This window comes from Pseudomonas sp. MF09156, assembly GCF_059862305.1.
Genome location: NZ_JCBCUR010000003.1, coordinates 176209 through 194588, shown reverse-complemented (window position 1 = coordinate 194588; position 18380 = coordinate 176209). Strand labels below are relative to the sequence as shown.

13 protein-coding genes and 2 tRNA genes are annotated in these 18380 nt (G+C 61.3%); 11 read left to right on the top strand and 4 right to left on the bottom strand.

Annotated elements, in window-relative coordinates; all coding sequences use genetic code 11:
• The first annotated feature begins 5 nt into the window (after positions 1-5).
• From mutL to AC19YY_RS09960, 9 genes are all read left to right on the top strand, one after another.
• Positions 6-1904: a DNA mismatch repair endonuclease MutL gene (gene mutL, locus AC19YY_RS10000; protein ID WP_170058222.1), complete on the top strand. Its 1899-nt coding sequence runs from the start codon at positions 6-8 to the stop codon at positions 1902-1904.
• Positions 1904-2875, top strand: coding sequence for a tRNA (adenosine(37)-N6)-dimethylallyltransferase MiaA (gene miaA, locus AC19YY_RS09995; RefSeq protein WP_170042453.1), 972 nt, complete (start codon positions 1904-1906; stop codon positions 2873-2875). Before mutL ends, miaA begins: the two co-directional genes overlap by 1 nt.
• Before the next feature lie 95 nt (positions 2876-2970).
• Positions 2971-3231, top strand: coding sequence for an RNA chaperone Hfq (gene hfq, locus AC19YY_RS09990; RefSeq protein ID WP_010221594.1), 261 nt, complete (start codon positions 2971-2973; stop codon positions 3229-3231).
• Between the two features lie 12 nt (positions 3232-3243).
• On the top strand, positions 3244-4545 hold the full coding sequence (hflX, locus tag AC19YY_RS09985) for a ribosome rescue GTPase HflX (protein WP_029299582.1): 1302 nt from the start codon (positions 3244-3246) through the stop codon (positions 4543-4545).
• A gap of 96 nt (positions 4546-4641) precedes the next feature.
• A complete protein-coding gene (gene hflK, locus AC19YY_RS09980) occupies positions 4642-5820 on the top strand; it encodes an FtsH protease activity modulator HflK (RefSeq protein WP_115127254.1) in 1179 nt (392 codons plus the stop codon).
• A complete protein-coding gene (hflC, locus tag AC19YY_RS09975) occupies positions 5820-6686 on the top strand; it encodes a protease modulator HflC (RefSeq protein WP_017849753.1) in 867 nt (288 codons plus the stop codon). Before hflK ends, hflC begins: the two co-directional genes overlap by 1 nt.
• A gap of 296 nt (positions 6687-6982) precedes the next feature.
• Positions 6983-8170 (top strand): ATP phosphoribosyltransferase regulatory subunit, encoded by a 1188-nt coding sequence (locus AC19YY_RS09970; protein ID WP_500604131.1) that lies wholly within the window; start codon positions 6983-6985, stop codon positions 8168-8170.
• 54 nt (positions 8171-8224) lie between these two features.
• A complete protein-coding gene (locus AC19YY_RS09965) occupies positions 8225-9514 on the top strand; it encodes an adenylosuccinate synthase (RefSeq protein ID WP_169952210.1) in 1290 nt (429 codons plus the stop codon).
• A 139-nt stretch (positions 9515-9653) separates the two neighbouring features.
• Complete coding sequence (locus AC19YY_RS09960) at positions 9654-11588, top strand: methyl-accepting chemotaxis protein (protein WP_170042455.1); 1935 nt, start codon at positions 9654-9656, stop codon at positions 11586-11588.
• Between the two features lie 90 nt (positions 11589-11678).
• Here AC19YY_RS09960 and AC19YY_RS09955 read toward each other — a convergent pair whose 3' ends face one another.
• From AC19YY_RS09955 to AC19YY_RS09940, 4 genes are all read right to left on the bottom strand, one after another.
• Positions 11679-13244, bottom strand: a complete 1566-nt coding sequence (locus AC19YY_RS09955) for an ABC transporter permease (protein WP_500604130.1) — start codon at positions 13242-13244, stop codon at positions 11679-11681.
• On the bottom strand, positions 13244-14269 hold the full coding sequence (locus AC19YY_RS09950) for an extracellular solute-binding protein (protein ID WP_169952203.1): 1026 nt from the start codon (positions 14267-14269) through the stop codon (positions 13244-13246). Before AC19YY_RS09950 ends, AC19YY_RS09955 begins: the two co-directional genes overlap by 1 nt.
• Positions 14270-14412: 143 nt before the next feature.
• Positions 14413-14499: transfer RNA gene (locus tag AC19YY_RS09945), tRNA-Leu, on the bottom strand.
• A gap of 179 nt (positions 14500-14678) precedes the next feature.
• A tRNA-Leu gene (locus AC19YY_RS09940) sits at positions 14679-14765 on the bottom strand.
• Positions 14766-14989: 224 nt separating this feature from the next.
• Between AC19YY_RS09940 and rnr the strand changes: the two genes are divergently transcribed.
• Both rnr and rlmB read left to right on the top strand, forming a co-directional pair.
• The gene (gene rnr / locus AC19YY_RS09935; RefSeq protein WP_170042459.1) at positions 14990-17626 is read left to right on the top strand and encodes a ribonuclease R; all 2637 of its coding nucleotides are present in this window, start codon (positions 14990-14992) and stop codon (positions 17624-17626) included.
• Positions 17623-18378 carry a 23S rRNA (guanosine(2251)-2'-O)-methyltransferase RlmB gene (gene rlmB / locus AC19YY_RS09930; RefSeq protein ID WP_003217493.1) on the top strand — a complete coding sequence of 252 codons (756 nt, stop codon included), beginning with the start codon at positions 17623-17625 and terminating at the stop codon, positions 18376-18378. Before rnr ends, rlmB begins: the two co-directional genes overlap by 4 nt.
• The last annotated feature ends 2 nt before the right edge of the window (positions 18379-18380 follow it).

The following is an 18380-nucleotide window of genomic DNA, read 5'->3' as shown; positions in this document are numbered from 1 at the left end:
CGGTATTGAACAGCGCTTCGCGCATCGAACTGCTCAGCCCACGGCTGGCCAACCAGATCGCCGCCGGCGAGGTGGTTGAGCGTCCGGCCTCGGTGATCAAGGAGTTGCTGGAAAACAGCCTCGACTCCGGCGCCAAGCGCATTGACGTGGACGTGGAGCAGGGCGGAGTCAAGTTGCTGCGGGTGCGTGACGACGGCAGCGGGATCTCCTCCGACGACCTGCCGCTGGCGCTGGCACGCCATGCCACCAGCAAGATCCGTGACCTGGAAGACCTTGAGCGGGTGATGAGCCTGGGCTTTCGCGGTGAGGCCCTGGCGTCGATCAGCTCCGTGGCGCGCCTGACCCTGACTTCCCGCACCCGTGGCGCCGAACAGGCCTGGCAGGTAGAAACCGAAGGCCGCGACATGGCCCCTCGGGTCCAGCCGGCGGCCCATCCGGTAGGCACCTCGGTGGAAGTGCGCGACCTGTTCTTCAATACTCCGGCACGGCGCAAATTCCTCAAGGCCGAAAAAACCGAATTCGATCACCTGCAAGAAGTCATCAAGCGCCTGGCCCTGGCCCGTTTCGACGTGGCTTTCCATCTGCGCCACAACGGCAAGACCATCCTTAGCCTGCACGAGGCCAACGACGATGCCGCCCGCGCCCGGCGCGTGTCGGCGATCTGCGGTGCTGGGTTCCTGGAGCAGGCGCTGCCGATTGAAATCGAGCGCAATGGCCTGCATTTGTGGGGTTGGGTCGGCCTGCCGACGTTCTCCCGCAGCCAGGCCGACTTGCAGTATTTTTTTGTGAATGGTCGTGCAGTGCGCGACAAACTGGTGGCCCACGCGGTGCGCCAGGCCTATCGCGACGTGCTGTTCAATGGCCGGCATCCGACCTTCGTACTGTTTTTTGAAGTGGACCCGGCAGTAGTCGACGTCAACGTGCACCCGACCAAGCATGAGGTGCGCTTCCGTGACGGGCGCATGGTCCACGATTTCCTCTATGGCACCTTGCACCGTGCCTTGGGCGATGTGCGTCCGGATGATCAACTGGCGGCGCCGATAGTCACCGCCATCGTCCGCCCGACGGGGCCTGAGGCCGGTGAATTCGGGCCCCAGGGCGAAATGAGCCTGGCGGCCAACCTGCTGCAAGCGCCGCAATCCCAGCCAAGCTACCCGGCGGCGGGTTCCGGCGCGGGGGCGGGCTATCAATATCAATACACCCCGCGTCCGCAGTCGGCGGTGCCAGTGGCCGAGGCCCAGGCGGCCTATCGCGAATTTTTTGCGCCGCTGCCTGGTGCCGAGCCGGGCGCGGTGGCCCTGCCGGAAGGTGGCGGTGATATCCCGCCGCTCGGTTATGCCCTGGCTCAGCTCAAGGGCATCTATATCCTCGCGGAAAACGCCCACGGCCTGGTGCTGGTGGACATGCACGCAGCCCACGAGCGGATCATGTACGAGCGCCTGAAGATCGCCATGGCCAGCGAAGGCCTGAGCGGCCAGCCATTGCTGGTGCCAGAGTCCCTGGCCGTCAGCCAGCGCGAAGCCGATTGCGCCGAGGAGCACCTCGCGGTGTTCCAGAAACTGGGCTTTGAATTGCAGCGACTGGGCCCGGAAACCCTGGCTATCCGGCAGATTCCCGCCTTGCTCAAGCAGGCTGAGGCTAACCGGCTGGTGGCTGACGTGCTGGCGGACCTGATGGAGTACGGCACCAGTGACCGGATCCAGGCACATATCAACGAACTGCTCGGCACCATGGCCTGCCACGGCGCGATCCGCGCCAACCGGCGCCTGGCCCTGCCGGAAATGAACGGCCTGCTGCGGGACATGGAAAACACCGAGCGCAGTGGCCAGTGCAACCACGGCCGACCGACCTGGACCCAGATGGGCCTGGATGATCTGGACAAACTATTCCTGCGCGGTCGCTGATGAGCGCCCTACCTCCCGCCATCTTCCTGATGGGCCCGACAGCGGCCGGCAAGACCGACTTGGCGATCGAGCTGACCAAGGTCCTGCCCTGTGAGCTGATCAGCGTCGATTCGGCCCTGGTTTATCGAGGCATGGATATCGGCACCGCCAAACCGTCCAAAGAACTATTGGCTGCCCATCCCCATCGTCTGATCGACATTATCGATCCGTCGCAAAGCTACTCGGCGGCGGATTTTCGTACCGATGCCCTCGCCGCCATGGCTGAGATCACCGCGCGGGGCAATATCCCGCTGCTGGTGGGCGGCACGATGCTCTATTACAAGGCTCTACAGGAAGGCCTGGCAGACATGCCGCCCGCCGATCCACAGGTGCGCGCCGAGATCGAAGAAGAGGCTGCGCGCCTTGGCTGGCAGGCCCTGCACGAGCAATTGGCGGCGATTGACCCGGTGTCTGCCGCGCGCATTCACCCCAATGACCCCCAGCGCCTGAGCCGGGCCCTGGAAGTCTGGCGCGTGAGTGGCCAGACAATGACGGCCCATCGCCTCAGACAATCTGCGCAAAGTACTGACGCAGGCACCTCTGGACCGGGACAATTGCCCTATACTGTCGCCAATCTGGCCATCGCTCCGGCGAATCGCCAGGTGCTGCATGAGCGAATTGCACAAAGATTCACAATTATGTTGGAACAGGGGTTCGTGGAAGAGGTCGTAGCACTGCGTTCAAGAGGTGATCTGCATCCGGGATTGCCTTCGATACGTGCTGTAGGCTACCGCCAAGTCTGGGATCATCTGGATGGCAAGCTGACGTCAGCCGAAATGCAGGAGCGCGGCATTATTGCCACGCGCCAATTGGCAAAGCGCCAGTTCACTTGGCTGCGCAGCTGGACTGACTTGCATTGGCTGGACAGTCTGGATTGCGACAATCTGTCACGCGCCTTGAAATACTTGGGAACGGTCTCCATATTGAGCTGAGTCCTTGCAATTGCCGTCTATCCTTGGGGGTGTGACGGCTACAAACTATCTATTTTTCCGATTTTTTATTATTGATCCTTAAAGGAGTGCGGCACATGTCAAAAGGGCATTCGCTACAAGACCCTTACTTGAATACTTTACGTAAAGAGAAAGTTGGGGTTTCCATCTATCTGGTCAACGGCATCAAGCTGCAAGGTACGATCGAGTCTTTCGACCAGTTCGTGATCCTGCTGAAAAACACCGTAAGCCAGATGGTCTACAAACACGCTATCTCGACAGTAGTGCCAGTTCGTCCAATTCGTCTGCCTAGCGCAACCGAATCCGAACAGGGTGACGCTGAGCCAGGTAACGCCTGATAGGAGTCTCCTTTGTTCTTTGAGCGCCACGGTGGTGGTGAGCGAGTAATCCTCGTTCACTTGGATGGACAGGACCCTGAGGCGCGCGAAGATCCGCAGGAGTTTCAGGAGCTGGCAAATTCGGCCGGCGCCGAGACCGTCGCGTTTTTTAACGTGCCGCGTCATCGGCCAACCGCCAAATTTCTGATTGGCAGCGGCAAGGTCGAGGAACTACGCGACCTGGTCCATGCCGAAGAAGCCGATCTGGTGATCTTCAATCACATCCTCACGCCCAGCCAGGAACGTAACCTCGAACGTGTCTTCGAGTGTCGCGTGATTGACCGCACCGGTCTGATTCTCGATATTTTCGCCCAGCGCGCCCGTACCCATGAAGGCAAGCTCCAGGTCGAACTGGCCCAGCTTGACCACATGAGCACCCGCCTGGTTCGTGGCTGGACTCACCTTGAGCGTCAGGGTGGTGGTATCGGCATGCGTGGCCCGGGTGAAACCCAACTTGAAACCGACCGGCGTCTGCTGCGGGTGCGCCTGCGCCAGATCAAGGGCCGCCTGGAAAAAGTACGCAGCCAGCGCGAGCAATCACGCCGTGGGCGTACCCGTGCGGATATCCCTACCGTGTCCCTGGTGGGCTACACCAACGCCGGTAAATCCACGTTGTTCAACAACGTGACCAAGTCGGACGTGTACGCGGCAGACCAGTTGTTCGCCACCCTCGACCCGACCTTGCGCCGTCTGGAACTCGACGACCTGGGGCCGATTGTGCTGGCCGACACCGTGGGCTTCATCCGCCACTTGCCGCACAAGCTGGTCGAGGCATTCCGGTCTACGCTCGAAGAGTCGAGCAACTCCGACCTGCTGCTGCACGTCATCGATGCGGCCGAGCCTGACCGGATGTTGCAGATCGAGCAGGTCATGGTAGTACTGGGTGAGATTGGTGCCCAAGACTTGCCGATCCTCGAGGTCTATAACAAACTCGATTTGCTCGAGGGTGTAGAGCCGCAGATCCAGCGCGACGAAAACGGCAGGCCCCAGCGGGTCTGGCTCTCGGCGCGGGACGGTAGCGGCCTGGAACTGCTTGAACAGGCGATCGCAGAGTTGCTGGGCGGCGATTTGTTCGTCGGCACCTTGCGCTTGCCGCAGCGTTTTGCTCGACTGCGTGCTCAATTTTTTGAGTTGGGCGCCGTACAGAAAGAAGAACACGACGAAGAAGGTGTCAGCCTGCTGGCTGTTCGTTTGCCCCGTTCGGAGCTCAATCGACTGGTGAGTCGTGAGGGCGTTGTACCGACGGAGTTCCTCGAACAACACACTTTGCAATAAAAGCCTGAGAAAGCGGTTGTGCCGCTGTGGCAGGCATTCTGTAGCATTGGTCGGCGCGCCGTGGGTGCGTCTTTGCTTTATCAGATGGAGAGCGCTATGGCTTGGAATGAGCCGGGTGGCAACTCGAATAATCAGGATCCTTGGGGTGGTAAACGCCGCAATAATGGCGACCGCAAGGGGCCACCAGATCTCGACGAGGCCTTCCGAAAGCTGCAGGAAAGCCTGAATGGGTTGTTCGGTGGTGGAAAAAAACGTGGTGGTGACGACGGCGGTCGCACAGGCAAGGGCGGCGGCTACGGCCTGCTTGGCCTCGGCCTCGTGGCGCTGGCGGCTGTCTGGCTGTACAGCGCGGTTTATGTAGTCGACGAGCAGGAGCAAGCCGTGGTGCTGCGCTTTGGCAAGTACTACGAGACTGTCGGCCCCGGCCTGAACATCTACTTCCCGCCGATCGACAAGAAGTACATGGAGAACGTCACGCGTGAGCGTGCCTACACCAAGCAGGGCCAGATGCTGACCGAAGACGAGAATATCGTCGAAGTGCCGCTGACCGTGCAGTACAAGATCAGCAACCTGCAGGACTTCGTGCTTAACGTCGACCAGCCGGAAATCAGCTTGCAGCACGCGACCGAAAGCGCCCTGCGCCACGTAGTGGGTTCCACTGCGATGGACCAGGTGCTGACCGAAGGCCGTGAACTGATGGCCAGCGAGATCAAGGAGCGCCTGCAACGGTTCCTCGATACTTATCGCACCGGTATCACCGTTACCCAGGTCAACGTACAGAGCGCAGCTGCACCGCGTGAAGTGCAGGAAGCCTTCGATGACGTGATCCGTGCCCGTGAAGACGAGCAGCGTTCGCGCAACCAGGCTGAAACCTACGCCAACGGCGTCGTGCCGGAAGCCCGTGGTCAGGCCCAGCGCATCCTTGAAGATGCCAACGGTTACCGCGACGAAGTCGTGTCCCGCGCCAAGGGTGAGGCCGACCGCTTCACCAAGCTGGTGGCCGAGTACCGCAAGGCACCGGAAGTCACCCGCGAGCGTCTGTACCTGGACACCATGCAGGAAGTCTTCACCAACACCAGCAAGGTTCTCGTGACCGGCAACAAAGGTGGGCAGAACAACCTGCTGTACCTGCCGCTGGACAAGATGATCGAAGGTGGTCGTAGTGCCGGCAGTACTTCGTCTTCCGCCAGTTCGACTGCCGCTGCCAACGAAGCGAGCGCCCGTGCGGCCGCTGACCTGCAGCAACAGCAAACACGTTCCAGGGAGAGTCGTTGATGAGCAATAAATCGCTGACCGCCCTGATTGTGGGCGTCGTCGTGGTCATCGCTGCCTGGAACTGCTTCTACATCGTGGCTCAGACCGAGCGCGCGGTGCTGCTGCAATTCGGGCGTGTGGTCCAGGCGGATGTCCAGCCGGGCCTGCATGTGAAAGTCCCCTACGTCAACCAGGTGCGCAAGTTCGACGCCCGCCTGATGACCCTGGATGCACCGACACAGCGTTTCCTGACCCTGGAAAAGAAAGCCGTAATGGTTGACGCCTACGCCAAGTGGCGCGTCAAGGATGCCGAGCGTTTCTACACCGCGACTTCCGGCCTCAAGCAGATTGCCGACGAGCGTTTGTCCCGTCGTCTGGAATCGGGCCTGCGCGACCAGTTTGGTAAGCGCACCCTGCACGAGGTGGTATCCGGTGAACGTGATGCGCTGATGGCTGACATCACGCGTTCGTTGAACACCATGGCTGAAAAAGAGCTGGGCATCGAAGTTGTCGATGTCCGGGTCAAGGCCATTGACCTGCCCAAGGAAGTGAACCGCAGCGTGTTCGAGCGGATGAGCACCGAGCGTGAGCGTGAGGCTCGTGAGCACCGCGCCAAGGGTAACGAACTGGCTGAAGGTATCCGTGCGGATGCCGACCGTCAGCGTCGCGTACTGTTGGCAGAAGCCTATCGTGAGTCTGAAGAGGCTCGCGGTGACGGTGATGCTCAAGCCGCATCGATCTACGCCAAGGCTTATGGCCAGGACCAGGAGTTCTACGCGTTCTACCGTAGCCTGCGTGCCTACCGTGAAAGCTTTGCGAACAAAACCGACGTCATGGTGCTGGACCCAAGTAGCGATTTCTTCCGCTACCTGGAAAAGTCCAAGTAACCCGCTGACTGTCTGGACCCACTCCGTCGGGCGGCTAAAACGCTTGGCGGGGTGATCCTTTCGGAAAACGGGTGTATGATGCGGCAGCCGGGAAATTCCCGGCTTTTTTGCGTCTGCATGTTTGATTGCTGTTTTACGCTGCAGGCGTGACAGGTTTTTCGAGGAAAGTGCCCGACGAGGCCGTTTACAGGCCATTCGTCACGTCGCTCTTGCGCGTGGTTTATGCAGGGGCCGGGTATTTTCTGCTTCACTCAAGGCTCGCCCAAGGGCAGGCCGGGTCATAGGGGAATGGCGTAATGGCAACGGTAGACCGCTGGCTGCTGCCAGATGGCATCGAAGAAGTACTGCCACCAGAGGCTGCGCGTATTGAAATCGCGCGCCGCCAGGTGTTGGATCTGTTCCAGAGCTGGGGTTACGAGTTTGTCGTGACTCCCCATATCGAGTACCTGGAATCCCTGCTGACCGGCGCGGGCCAGGACCTGGATCTGCGCACCTTCAAGGTCATCGACCCGCAATCGGGCCGGCAAATGGGCTTTCGCGCCGACATCACGCCGCAAGTGGCGCGCATCGATGCGCATACCCTGCGCCGTGAAGGGCCGAGCCGCCTGTGCTATGCCGGCAGCGTGCTGCACGCGCAACCGCGCGCCCTGTCATCGTCCCGTAGCCCGATTCAGCTGGGCGCCGAGTTGTACGGCGATGCGAGCTCGAGCAGCGACGTCGAAGTCATCAGCCTGATGCTGGCGATGCTGCAACTGGCTGACGTGCCGGATGTGCACATGGACCTGGGGCATGTCGGTATCTACCGTGGCCTGGCCCGTGCGGCCGGTTTGTCTGGCGAAGTTGAGCAACAGTTGTTCGATGCCCTGCAACGCAAGGCCATCGACGAAGTGATCGCCCTGACCGAAGGCGTGCCTGAGGATCTGGCCGGCATGCTGCGTGCGCTGGTGGGCCTGTGTGGTGGTCGCGAAGTGCTGACCGCTGCCCGTGATCGCCTGTCCAACGCACCGGCCCCGGTGTTGGCGGCCCTGGACGACGTGCTGGCGATTGCCGAGCAGTTGTCGGCGCGCTTCCCGCAACTGCCGCTGTATTTTGACCTGGGTGAGCTGCGCGGCTACCACTACCACACCGGTGTGGTGTTCGCCGTGTTTGTTCCGGGTGTTGGCCAAGCCATCGCCCAGGGCGGTCGTTATGACGATATCGGCGCCGACTTCGGTCGTGCCCGTCCGGCGACTGGCTTTTCTACCGATTTGAAAACCCTGGTGACCCTGGGGCGTGCTGAAGTCGAGCTACCGTCTGGCGGTATCTGGATGCCAGACAGTACGGACGCGGCACTCTGGCAGCAGGTCTGCCAGTTGCGCAGTGAGGGTCAGCGTGTCGTCCAGGCCTTGCCTGGGCAGCCATTGGCCGCCGCCCGTGAAGCGGACTGCGACCGGCAATTGATTCAGCAGAACGGGCTTTGGCAAGTATCGCCACTGGCTTCTTGAGTTTTCCTGCCGGCCAATGCCGGCACCAAGTTTGCGCGAATGAGGACAAGTGTTATGGGTAAGAATGTCGTAGTCCTGGGCACCCAATGGGGTGATGAGGGCAAAGGCAAGATCGTTGATCTGCTGACCGAACATGCTGCCGCCGTAGTGCGCTACCAAGGTGGTCACAACGCTGGCCACACCCTGGTCATCGATGGCGAAAAAACCGTCTTGCACCTGATCCCGTCGGGCGTCCTGCGCGAAGGCGTGCAGTGCCTGATCGGCAACGGCGTGGTGGTTGCACCTGACGCCCTGCTGCGCGAGATCACCAAGCTGGAAGAGAAAGGCGTACCGGTGCGCGAGCGCCTGCGTATCAGCCCGTCCTGCCCGCTGATCCTGTCCTTCCACGTTGCGCTGGACCAGGCCCGTGAAAAGGCCCGTGGCGAGCTGAAGATCGGTACTACCGGTCGCGGCATCGGCCCGGCCTACGAAGACAAGGTTGCACGTCGTGGCCTGCGTGTGGGCGACCTGCTCAACATGCCGCGCTTTGAAGACAAGCTGCGTGAACTGGTGGATTACCACAACTTCATGCTGGTTGGTTACTACAAAGAGCCAGCCATTGAATTCGACAAGACCCTGGCTGAGTGCAAAGAGTACGCTGAACTGCTCAAGCCGCTGATGCTGGACGTGACTGCAGAGCTGCACGACCTGCGTCGCGCCGGCAAAGACATCATGTTCGAAGGCGCCCAGGGTTCGTTGCTGGACATCGACCACGGTACCTACCCGTACGTGACCAGCTCCAACACCACCGCTGGCGGCGTTGCGACGGGTTCGGGCGTCGGCCCGATGTTCCTGGACTACATCCTGGGCATCACCAAGGCCTACACCACACGCGTAGGTTCGGGCCCATTCCCGACTGAGCTGTTTGACGACGTCGGTGCGCACCTGGCCAAGCAAGGCCACGAGTTCGGCGCCACTACCGGCCGTGCCCGTCGTTGTGGCTGGTTTGACGCCGTTATCCTGCGTCGCGCTATCGATGTGAACAGCATCTCGGGCATCTGCCTGACCAAGCTGGACGTGCTCGACGGCCTGGAAACCATCAACATCTGCATCGGCTACAAAGACGCAGAAGGTAATGATGTGGCCCCGACTGACGCTGACAGCTACGTCGGCCTGCAGCCTGTGTACGAAGAAGTACCAGGCTGGACCGAATCGACCGTGGGTGCCAAGACCCTGGAAGAACTGCCCGCTAACGCCCGTGCGTACATCAAGCGCGTTGAAGAGCTGATTGGCGCGCCGATCGACATTATTTCGACCGGCCCGGACCGCAACGAGACCATCGTTCTGCGTCATCCGTTCGCTTAATAAGCTGTTGATGTAAAAAGCAAAGGGTCCCTTCGGGGGCCCTTTGTCGTTTCTGCCTTGCGCACGGCACGACCCTTGCTATGTTTCTCTCTTTCGCGGTGCTATCAATTTAATGGCACCCGTGGTGGAGGGATTCCCGATGTCTGCCGTTCTCTCATTGTTACAAAGCCGGCTGTTGCGGCCGGTGTTCGTTACCCTTGGTATCGCTCTTTTGGTGCAAGTGCTGGTGGCGGTCGCCCTGACCCGGAGCACAGTCACGGCCCTGGAAGCCGATTTAGGCAAGCGCCTGGGCGTGGACAGCCAGAAACTGTCGGGCGAATTGACCCAGGCGGGCAAGGAAGTGACATCCAGCCTGGACAGCCTGTCGACCAGCACCAGCGACCGCCTGACGGCCGGGCTTTCTGCGCGTCTCAAGCAAGAGCAGCAGCAACTGCGTGCGACCCTGGAAAAGGACCTGAAGGACTCTGCCAATGACATGGCGCAGTTGCTGGCTTCGGTTGCGCCGCGTGCCATGTGGGACAGTGATGTCCCGGCGCTGTCCGAGTTCGCCCGACGCGCCCAGCGCAACCCCAACGTGCTGTTTGTGGTGTACGACGATGCCACGGGCCAGCACCTGACCCGTTATCTGAACCGGGAAAACCCGATCAATAAGGCGCTGTTGGAGAAAGGCGAAGGCGACCGCGCGCTGGATAAAGTGTTGAATGCCGCGAAAAACGACCCGTCGGTGTATTACGTTGAGGCATCGATCAGCCCCAATGGCGTGGAGATCGGCAAGGTGCTCATGGGGGTTTCCACCGTTGCGGTCGAGGCGGATCTGGCGGCGCTGGACCAGCGTTTCATCGCGCTGATCGCCAGTGGCGGTCAATTGGTGGGCGATAGCCTCAAGGGCGCGGCGGCTGACAGCGCAGCGGCCATGGGCGCACGCTTGCAGTCGGCGCAGGCCACGGCCACGCAAATGACGGCTAACACCTCAAGCGCCGTACAAGAGGCCGCGCAGGCCCTACGCTGGCGGATTGGCCTGGGCCTGGCGGTGGTTGGCCTGGGCGTGCTGTTGCTGATTGCCGTGGTGCTGGGGCGGCGGGTGGTCAATCGCCTGAAGCTGCTGATCGCCGCCATGGATGACTTGGCCGCTGGCGAGGGTGACCTGACCAAGCGTGTGCAGATCAACAGCCAGGACGAAATCGGCGCCATGGCTTCGGCGGTCAATCGGTTTGTGGATAAGTTGCAGCCCATCGTGCGCGAGGCGGGCGATGTGGCCCAGCGTACTGGTGTGGAAATCGGCGCGATGACCCTACGCAATGCTGGTGCTGATGCGGCGGCGGGCTTGCAGCGCGACGAGGTGGCCGAAAGCCTGCGGGCGCTGTCGCAAATGGCCGACGAGGCCCAGGCTGAAAGTCACGCCATGCAGGCCGCGTTGCAGCAGGTGGTGGATATCCGCCAGGCCACCGATGAAAATTCGCGGACCTCGGCTGAGGTCGGCAGTTTGATCGAAGCACTGGCAGGCCAGGTGCAGGCCGGCTCCAAGGTGATCGAGCGCCTGGCCCAGCAAAGCGAGCAGATTGAAGTGGTGCTGACGGTGATCCACGGGATTGCCGAGCAGACCAACCTGCTGGCCCTGAATGCGGCCATCGAAGCGGCGCGTGCCGGCGAGACCGGGCGCGGTTTTGCGGTGGTGGCGGACGAAGTGCGGGCGCTGGCGAGTAAAACCCAAAGCTCCACTGGTGATATCCAGGCGCACATCGTGGCGTTGCAGCAAGGCGCGCGCGAGGCAGTCGAAACCATCGGCAAGGCCGGGCGCCAGGCCAGCGAAGGTCTGCTGGTGCTGCGTGACAGCGTGCGCCTGCAGCAAACGGTGCAGGCCTCGGTAGAGCAGGTGCACGCGGCGATTGGCCTGGCGACCCGGGCTGCCGAGCACCAGGCGCAGGGCGCGCATGCGGTGCGTGGCCGGGTCGAGGTGATCCACGCCCAGGCCGAGCGTGCGGCGCAGGCGGTGGTGGAAACCACGGCCAGTGGCAAGGTGCTGGATGGGTTGGCGGCGCAGTTGAAGGCCAGCCTGGGGCAGTTTCGGGCCTAGCGTCGCCTGATCGGGCGCCATCGCGGGCAAGCCCGCTCCCACAGGTAATCGCGTTCCAATGTGGGAGCGGGCTTGCCCGCGATGGCGCTCTCAGCGGCTCAGATACATCCGCGTCGTCAGCAGATACACCGGCAACCCCGACACCAGAATCAACAACGCCGCATAAGGCGCCGCCGCCGCAAACTCCACATTCGAGGTGTGTGCCCATACTGCCGTGGCCAGGGTATTCAGTCCCGTCGGGCTGAGCAGCAAGGTTGCGGTCAATTCCTTCATCGCGTCGAGGAACACCAGCGCAAACGCCGCACCCAATGCCGGAAAGATAATCGGCAGGGTCACCCGGCAGAACGCGCTGAACGACGATGCGCCCAGTGTGCGTGCCGCCTCTTCCAACTGTGGCGCAGCCTTGTTCAGCGCAGTGCGGATGGGGGCCTGGGCCAGTGGCAGGAACAACAGCGCATAGGCGATCAGCAGCAGCGCCGAGGTCTGGTACAGCGCCGGCACGTAATGCAGGGCGAAATACACCAGGGTCAGGGCAATCACCAGGCCGGGCAGGGCGTGCAGCAGGTACGGCAGGCGTTCGGCCCATAGCGCCAGTTGACCCTTGTAGCGCACCACCAAAAGGCCTACCGGCACAGCCAGCGCCAGGCACAGTGCGGCGCCGCCGAGGGAAAGGGCCAGGGACGACAGCAGCGCCTCGCTGATTTGCGCAACCGGGAAGGCGGCCGAAGAGCCCACGGCCAGCCAGTAACCGAGCATCCCTAACGGAATGCCACTGCCAATGATCGCCAGCATCAAGCAATACAGCTGGCCCAGCGGTGCCCATTTACCCAGCCGAACCTGCTCGGCATGCCGCGCCGCGCCTTGTCCGGTGCGCACATGCCGGCCCTTGCCGCGCACGCGCAACTCCAGCCACAGCAGGGTCAGGCACATCAATAGCAGTACCGCAGACAGCATCGCCGCATTGGCGTTGCTAAATTCCAGCTCGAACTGTTGGTAGATCGCCGTGGTGAAGGTTTGCAGGCCGATGATCGACAAGGCGCCGAATTCCACCAGCATGTGCAGGGCAATCAGCAGCGCGCCGGCCAACAGTGATGGCCACAGCAGCGGCAGGGTGATGCGAAAGAATACGCCCCAGCGATTCAGGCCCAGGGTGCGGGCCGACTCTTCCAGGGACGGGTCCAGGTTGCGCAGGGTGGCCGCCACCGGCAGGAAGACCAACGGGTACTTGGACAGGGTCATCACCAGGATCGCACCGCCCAGGCCTTCGAACTGGGCGCTCAGCGACACCCAGGTAAAGCTGCTGACAAACGCCGGCACGGCAAACGGCAGGCACAGGATCACTCCCCAGATCCGCCGGCCCGGCAGGTTGCTGCGCTCCAGCAGCCAGGCCAGGGACAGGCCGATCACCGCGCAGGCCATGGTCACGCCAACCATCAGTGCCAACGTGTTGCGCAGCAACCCGAACACATACGGGCGCCACAGCAGATGCACCGCTTCGGTCCAGCCCGCTTGCCAGGCCTTGAGGCCCACATACACCAATGGCAGCAGGCTCAGGCCCACCAGGAGCAAGACCGGCAGCAGCAACCAGATTGAAGGGCGCTTGCGCCGTGGACTAAAACCCCCGCGCAAGGCGGGGGTCGGTAGCGATGGGTTCATCAGTTCAGGCCAACCTCACGTTCCAGCTCCAGGGCTTCTTCGGCATTGCCCAGGTCGGCGGGAGTGACTTTTGGCGGTTGCAGCTCGCTGAAAGGCTTGAGGCCGCGATTGGACTCCATGCCCTTGCGCAACGGGTATTCAGCCGAGGTATTGGTGATAACCCGCTGGCCTTCTTCGCTGGCCATGAAAGCCAGCAGTTGCTGGGCTTCCTTGGGGTGCTTGCTGGATTTGAGTGCCGCCGCTGCCGAGACGGTGATCAGGCCGCCGGCATCGCCATCGGTGAAATAGTGCAGTTGCGAATCCAGGTTGGTCTTTTCTTTTTTCAGGGCAAACCAGTAGTAGTTGTTCACCAGTACCGTCGCGACTTCGCCGTTTTCCACGGCTTTGAGGGCCACCATATTGTTGCTGTAGACCTTGCCGAACGCGCGCAGGCCGGTCAGCCATTCCTCGGCGGCTTCACGACCATGCAGCTTGATGATGGCCACGGCCTGTTCCTGGAAGGCGCCGCTGGTGGGGACGAAACCAACCTTGCCTTGCCACTCGGGGCCGGCAAAATCCAGGACCGACTTGGGCAGTTCTTCTTCCTTGATCAACTTGGGGTTGAAGGCCACGACCCGGGTGCGTGCGGTCACGCCCATCCAGGCGCCGTTGGCAGCTACGTATTCCTTGGGCAAGACATCCAGGGTGCTGGCGTCGATAGTGGCCAGCAGGCCTTGTTCGCCGAGCTTGTTGAGCGGTGGGGATTCTTCGGTGTAGATCACGTCGGCGGGGGAGCGCTCACCCTCTTCGACGACCTGGCTGGCCAGTTGGTTGCTGCTGCCCTTGCGCACATTCACATGAATGCCGGTCTTGGCTTCGAAGGCCTTGGCGAGTTCGTCGCCGACTTCCTTGTGCTGGCCGTTGTACAGGGTCAGTTCAACCTTGTCGGCGGCGTAGGCGGCGGGAGAGAGCAGGGTCAGGCCGAGCAGAGTGATGGTCAGGCCACGCAGAAGGGATGTCTTGAGACGGGTATCGCGGATCATCATCCGGGGTTTTCCTCACTTGAGTGCAACAAATCATTGCAAGGATAAACGATAAAACTTCTCAAGTGCGGACAGGGGAGCAATGCAGTGGGAGTTTTTAAACCCCAGAAACGAAAAAACCCGCTTTCGCGGGTTTGATCTGAATTTGGTGCCCAGGAGAAGACTCGAACTTCCACGACCTTGCGATCACCAGCACCTGAAGCTGGCGTGTCTACCAATTTCACCACCTGGGCATTATCAAACAACGTTGCCGCTCTTGATGGGGCGAACTATACGGCGGGCTTTTTGATCTGTAAACCCCTGATTTGATTTTATAAATCAATTTTTCGGTTAAAAATCAAAGGCCTGTAACGCAAAAACCCGCTTTCGCGGGTTTTTGTGAGACTCAAGGCGCAAACCTCAAGTTTTGAATTGGTGCCCAGAAGAAGACTCGAACTTCCACGACCTTGCGGTCACCAGCACCTGAAGCTGGCGTGTCTACCAATTTCACCATCTGGGCAGTATCTTCAACGTTGCCGTCGTCGATGGCGCGCACTATACGGAGTGACTTTTGAGCTGTAAACCCCCGTCATCAAAAAAGCCTGGAAAATTTCGCGGGCGGTCGCGCAAGGTGGTTTTGCGGGGCTATAAAACGCATTTCCCGGCTAGTTATTGCTGGAAATTTCCCGTTTCAATACGCGTATGCCAAACTAACCCACATATAGACAAGGTGAAAACTCTCTAATGGCCGATTGGCAGTCCCTCGATCCCGAGGCCGCTCGTGAAGCGGAAAAATATGAAAACCCTATTCCTAGCCGCGAACTGATCCTGGCGCATCTCGCCGATCGGGGTTCGCCTGCTAGCCGCGAGCAGCTGGTTGAAGAATTCGGTCTGACCACCGAAGACCAACTCGAAGCGCTGCGCCGCCGCCTGCGCGCCATGGAGCGCGATGCACAGTTGATCTACACCCGCCGCGGCACTTACGCACCGGTGGACAAGCTCGACCTGATCCTTGGCCGCATTGCCGGTCACCGTGACGGCTTCGGCTTCCTGATCCCTGATGATGGCAGCGATGACCTGTTCATGAGCCCGGCGCAAATGCGCCTGGTGTTCGATGGCGACCGTGCCCTGGCGCGTGTGTCGGGCCTGGATCGTCGCGGTCGGCGCGAAGGCGTGATTGTCGAAGTGGTGTCCCGTGCCCACGAGTCCATCGTCGGCCGTTACTTCGAAGAAGGCGGCATCGGCTTCGTGATTCCGGACAACCCCAAGGTCCAGCAGGAAGTGCTGGTGACCCCGGGCCGCAACGGCGCTGCCAAGGTCGGTCAGTTCGTCGAGGTGAAAATCACCCACTGGCCAACCCCGCGCTTCCAACCACAGGGCGATATCGTCGAAGTGGTCGGCAACTACATGGCGCCGGGCATGGAAATCGACGTTGCGCTGCGCACCTACGATATTCCTCACGTCTGGCCTGAGGCAGTGCTCAAAGAAGCCGCCAAGCTCAAGCCGGAAGTCGAAGAAAAAGACAAAGAGAAACGCATCGACCTGCGCCATCTGCCGTTCGTCACCATTGACGGCGAAGATGCCCGCGACTTCGACGATGCGGTCTACTGCGAAGCCAAGCCCGGCAAGCTGCGCCTGTTCTCCGGCGGCTGGAAGTTGTTTGTCGCGATTGCCGACGTATCCAGCTACGTGAAGATCGGTTCGGCCCTGGATAACGAAGCCCAGGTGCGCGGCAACTCCGTGTACTTCCCTGAGCGCGTGATCCCGATGCTGCCTGAGCAGCTGTCCAACGGCCTGTGCTCCCTGAACCCGAAAGTCGACCGTTTGGCCATGGTGTGCGAGATGACCATCTCGAAAACCGGCGAAATGACCGATTACCAGTTCTACGAAGCGGTGATCCACTCCCAGGCGCGCCTGACCTACAACAAGGTCAGCACCATCCTGGAAACGCCGAAAACCAGCGAAGCCAAGGCTTTGCGCAGCCAGTACGCCGACGTAGTCCCGCACCTCAAGCAGCTCTACTCGCTGTACAAGGTGTTGCTGGGCGCACGTCATGTGCGTGGCGCGATCGATTTTGAAACCCAGGAAACCCGGATCATTTTCGGTTCCGAGCGCAAAATCGCCGAAATCACGCCGACCACCCGTAATGACGCGCACAAGCTGATCGAGGAATGCATGCTGGCGGCCAACGTGGCCACCGCCGAATTCCTGAAAAAGCACGAGATTCCTGCGCTGTACCGAGTGCACGATGGTCCGCCGCCGGAGCGCCTGGAAAAACTGCGCGCCTTCCTCGGTGAGCTTGGCCTGTCCCTGCACAAAGGCAAGGACGGCCCGTCGCCCAAGGATTACCAGGCGCTGCTGGCCAGCATCAAGGACCGTCCGGATTTCCACCTGATCCAGACCGTCATGCTGCGCTCCCTCAGCCAGGCGGTGTACAGCGCCGACAACCAGGGCCACTTCGGCCTGAATTACGAGGCGTATACCCACTTCACCTCGCCGATCCGCCGCTACCCGGACCTGCTCACGCACCGTGCTATCCGCAGCGTGATCCATTCCAAGCAGAACACCCCGCACGTCAAGCGTGCCGGTGCCATGACCATTCCGAAGGCACGGATCTATCCGTACGACGAAGCGGCCCTGGAACAGTTGGGCGAGCAGTGCTCCATGAGCGAGCGCCGTGCCGACGAAGCCACTCGCGATGTGGTGAACTGGCTCAAGTGCGAGTTCATGAAGGATCGCGTAGGCGAGTCGTTCCCGGGCGTGATCACCGCGGTGACTGGCTTTGGCCTGTTCGTCGAGCTGACCGATATCTACGTCGAAGGCCTAGTGCACGTCACTGCCTTGCCGGGTGACTACTACCACTTCGACCCTGTGCATCACCGCCTGGCGGGCGAGCGCACCGGTCGCAGCTTCCGCTTGGGCGATACCGTGGAAGTGCGGGTCATGCGCGTCGATCTCGACGAGCGCAAGATCGACTTCGAGATGGCCGAAAAAACCATCGATGCACCGATTGGTCGCAAGAAGCGTGGTGCTGAAACTGCAGCGCCGGCGAAAAAAGGCGCTCCGGCCAAAGCTGCCGCGGCTGTTGCCGCCGAGCCAGCCGCCAAGCCTGCTCGCCGTTCGTCGAGCAAGGAAAAGGTCAGTGACGCTTACCGCCCTAGCGATGCGGCGGCGAAAAACGCCGAGCTGCGCAAGAGTCGCGAGTTGAAGCAGCAGTTGCTCAATGAAGCCAAAAGCGGTGGTAAAGCGGCGTCTGGGGGAAAGTCCCAGGCCGCCGACAAGCCGTCGAGCAAACCGAGTAAACACCGTAAAGGCCCGCCAAAAGCGGGTTCGGCCCCTGCCAAGAGCGGCGGGTCGCGCAAACCTAAGGCCAAGTCATGAGTCTGGAAAAAATCTACGGCGTACACGCCGTAGAAGCGTTGCTGCGTCACCATCCCAAGCGCGTCAAGCAAGTGTGGTTGGCCGAGGGTCGTAGCGAGCCGCGCGTGCAAGCGCTGGTGGAGCTGGCCAACCAGAACAAGGTTGCCATCGGCCAGGCCGAACGTCGCGAAATGGACGTGTGGGTCGAAGGCGTGCACCAGGGCGTGGTAGCGGACGTGAGTCCGAGCCAGGTCTGGGGCGAGGCCATGCTCGACGAGCTGCTCGACCGTACCGAAGGCGCGCCGCTGTTGCTGGTGCTGGACGGCGTGACCGACCCGCATAACCTCGGCGCCTGCCTGCGTTCGGCGGATGCTGCCGGTGCGCTGGCGGTGATCGTGCCTAAAGACAAGTCGGCCACGTTGACGCCAGTTGTGCGTAAAGTCGCCTGCGGCGCGGCGGAAGTGATTCCGCTGGTGGCCGTGACCAACTTGGCGCGCACCCTGGAAAAACTCCAGCAGCGCGGCTTGTGGGTCGTGGGCACGGCGGGAGAGGCCGAGGTCAGCATTTATGACCAGGACCTCACTGGCCCGACCATCCTGATCATGGGTGCCGAAGGCAAGGGCATGCGTCGCCTGACCCGTGAACATTGCGATTACCTGGTGCACTTGCCGATGGCGGGTAGCGTCAGCAGCCTCAACGTTTCAGTCGCGACGGGCGTCTGCCTGTTCGAAGCCCAGCGCCAGCGTGGTGCCAAGGCCAAGGCCAAGAAGTAATC

Coding starts and splice junctions, on each gene's coding strand:
- miaA (WP_170042453.1), top strand. CDS start 1,904: ATGAGCGCCCTACCTCCCGCCATCTTCCTGATGGGCCCGACAGCGGCC.
- hfq (WP_010221594.1), top strand. CDS start 2,971: ATGTCAAAAGGGCATTCGCTACAAGACCCTTACTTGAATACTTTACGT.
- hflK (WP_115127254.1), top strand. CDS start 4,642: ATGGCTTGGAATGAGCCGGGTGGCAACTCGAATAATCAGGATCCTTGG.
- hflC (WP_017849753.1), top strand. CDS start 5,820: ATGAGCAATAAATCGCTGACCGCCCTGATTGTGGGCGTCGTCGTGGTC.
- AC19YY_RS09970 (WP_500604131.1), top strand. CDS start 6,983: ATGGCAACGGTAGACCGCTGGCTGCTGCCAGATGGCATCGAAGAAGTA.
- AC19YY_RS09965 (WP_169952210.1), top strand. CDS start 8,225: ATGGGTAAGAATGTCGTAGTCCTGGGCACCCAATGGGGTGATGAGGGC.
- AC19YY_RS09960 (WP_170042455.1), top strand. CDS start 9,654: ATGTCTGCCGTTCTCTCATTGTTACAAAGCCGGCTGTTGCGGCCGGTG.
- AC19YY_RS09955 (WP_500604130.1), bottom strand. CDS start 13,244: ATGAACCCATCGCTACCGACCCCCGCCTTGCGCGGGGGTTTTAGTCCA.
- AC19YY_RS09950 (WP_169952203.1), bottom strand. CDS start 14,269: ATGATGATCCGCGATACCCGTCTCAAGACATCCCTTCTGCGTGGCCTG.
- rnr (WP_170042459.1), top strand. CDS start 14,990: ATGGCCGATTGGCAGTCCCTCGATCCCGAGGCCGCTCGTGAAGCGGAA.
- rlmB (WP_003217493.1), top strand. CDS start 17,623: ATGAGTCTGGAAAAAATCTACGGCGTACACGCCGTAGAAGCGTTGCTG.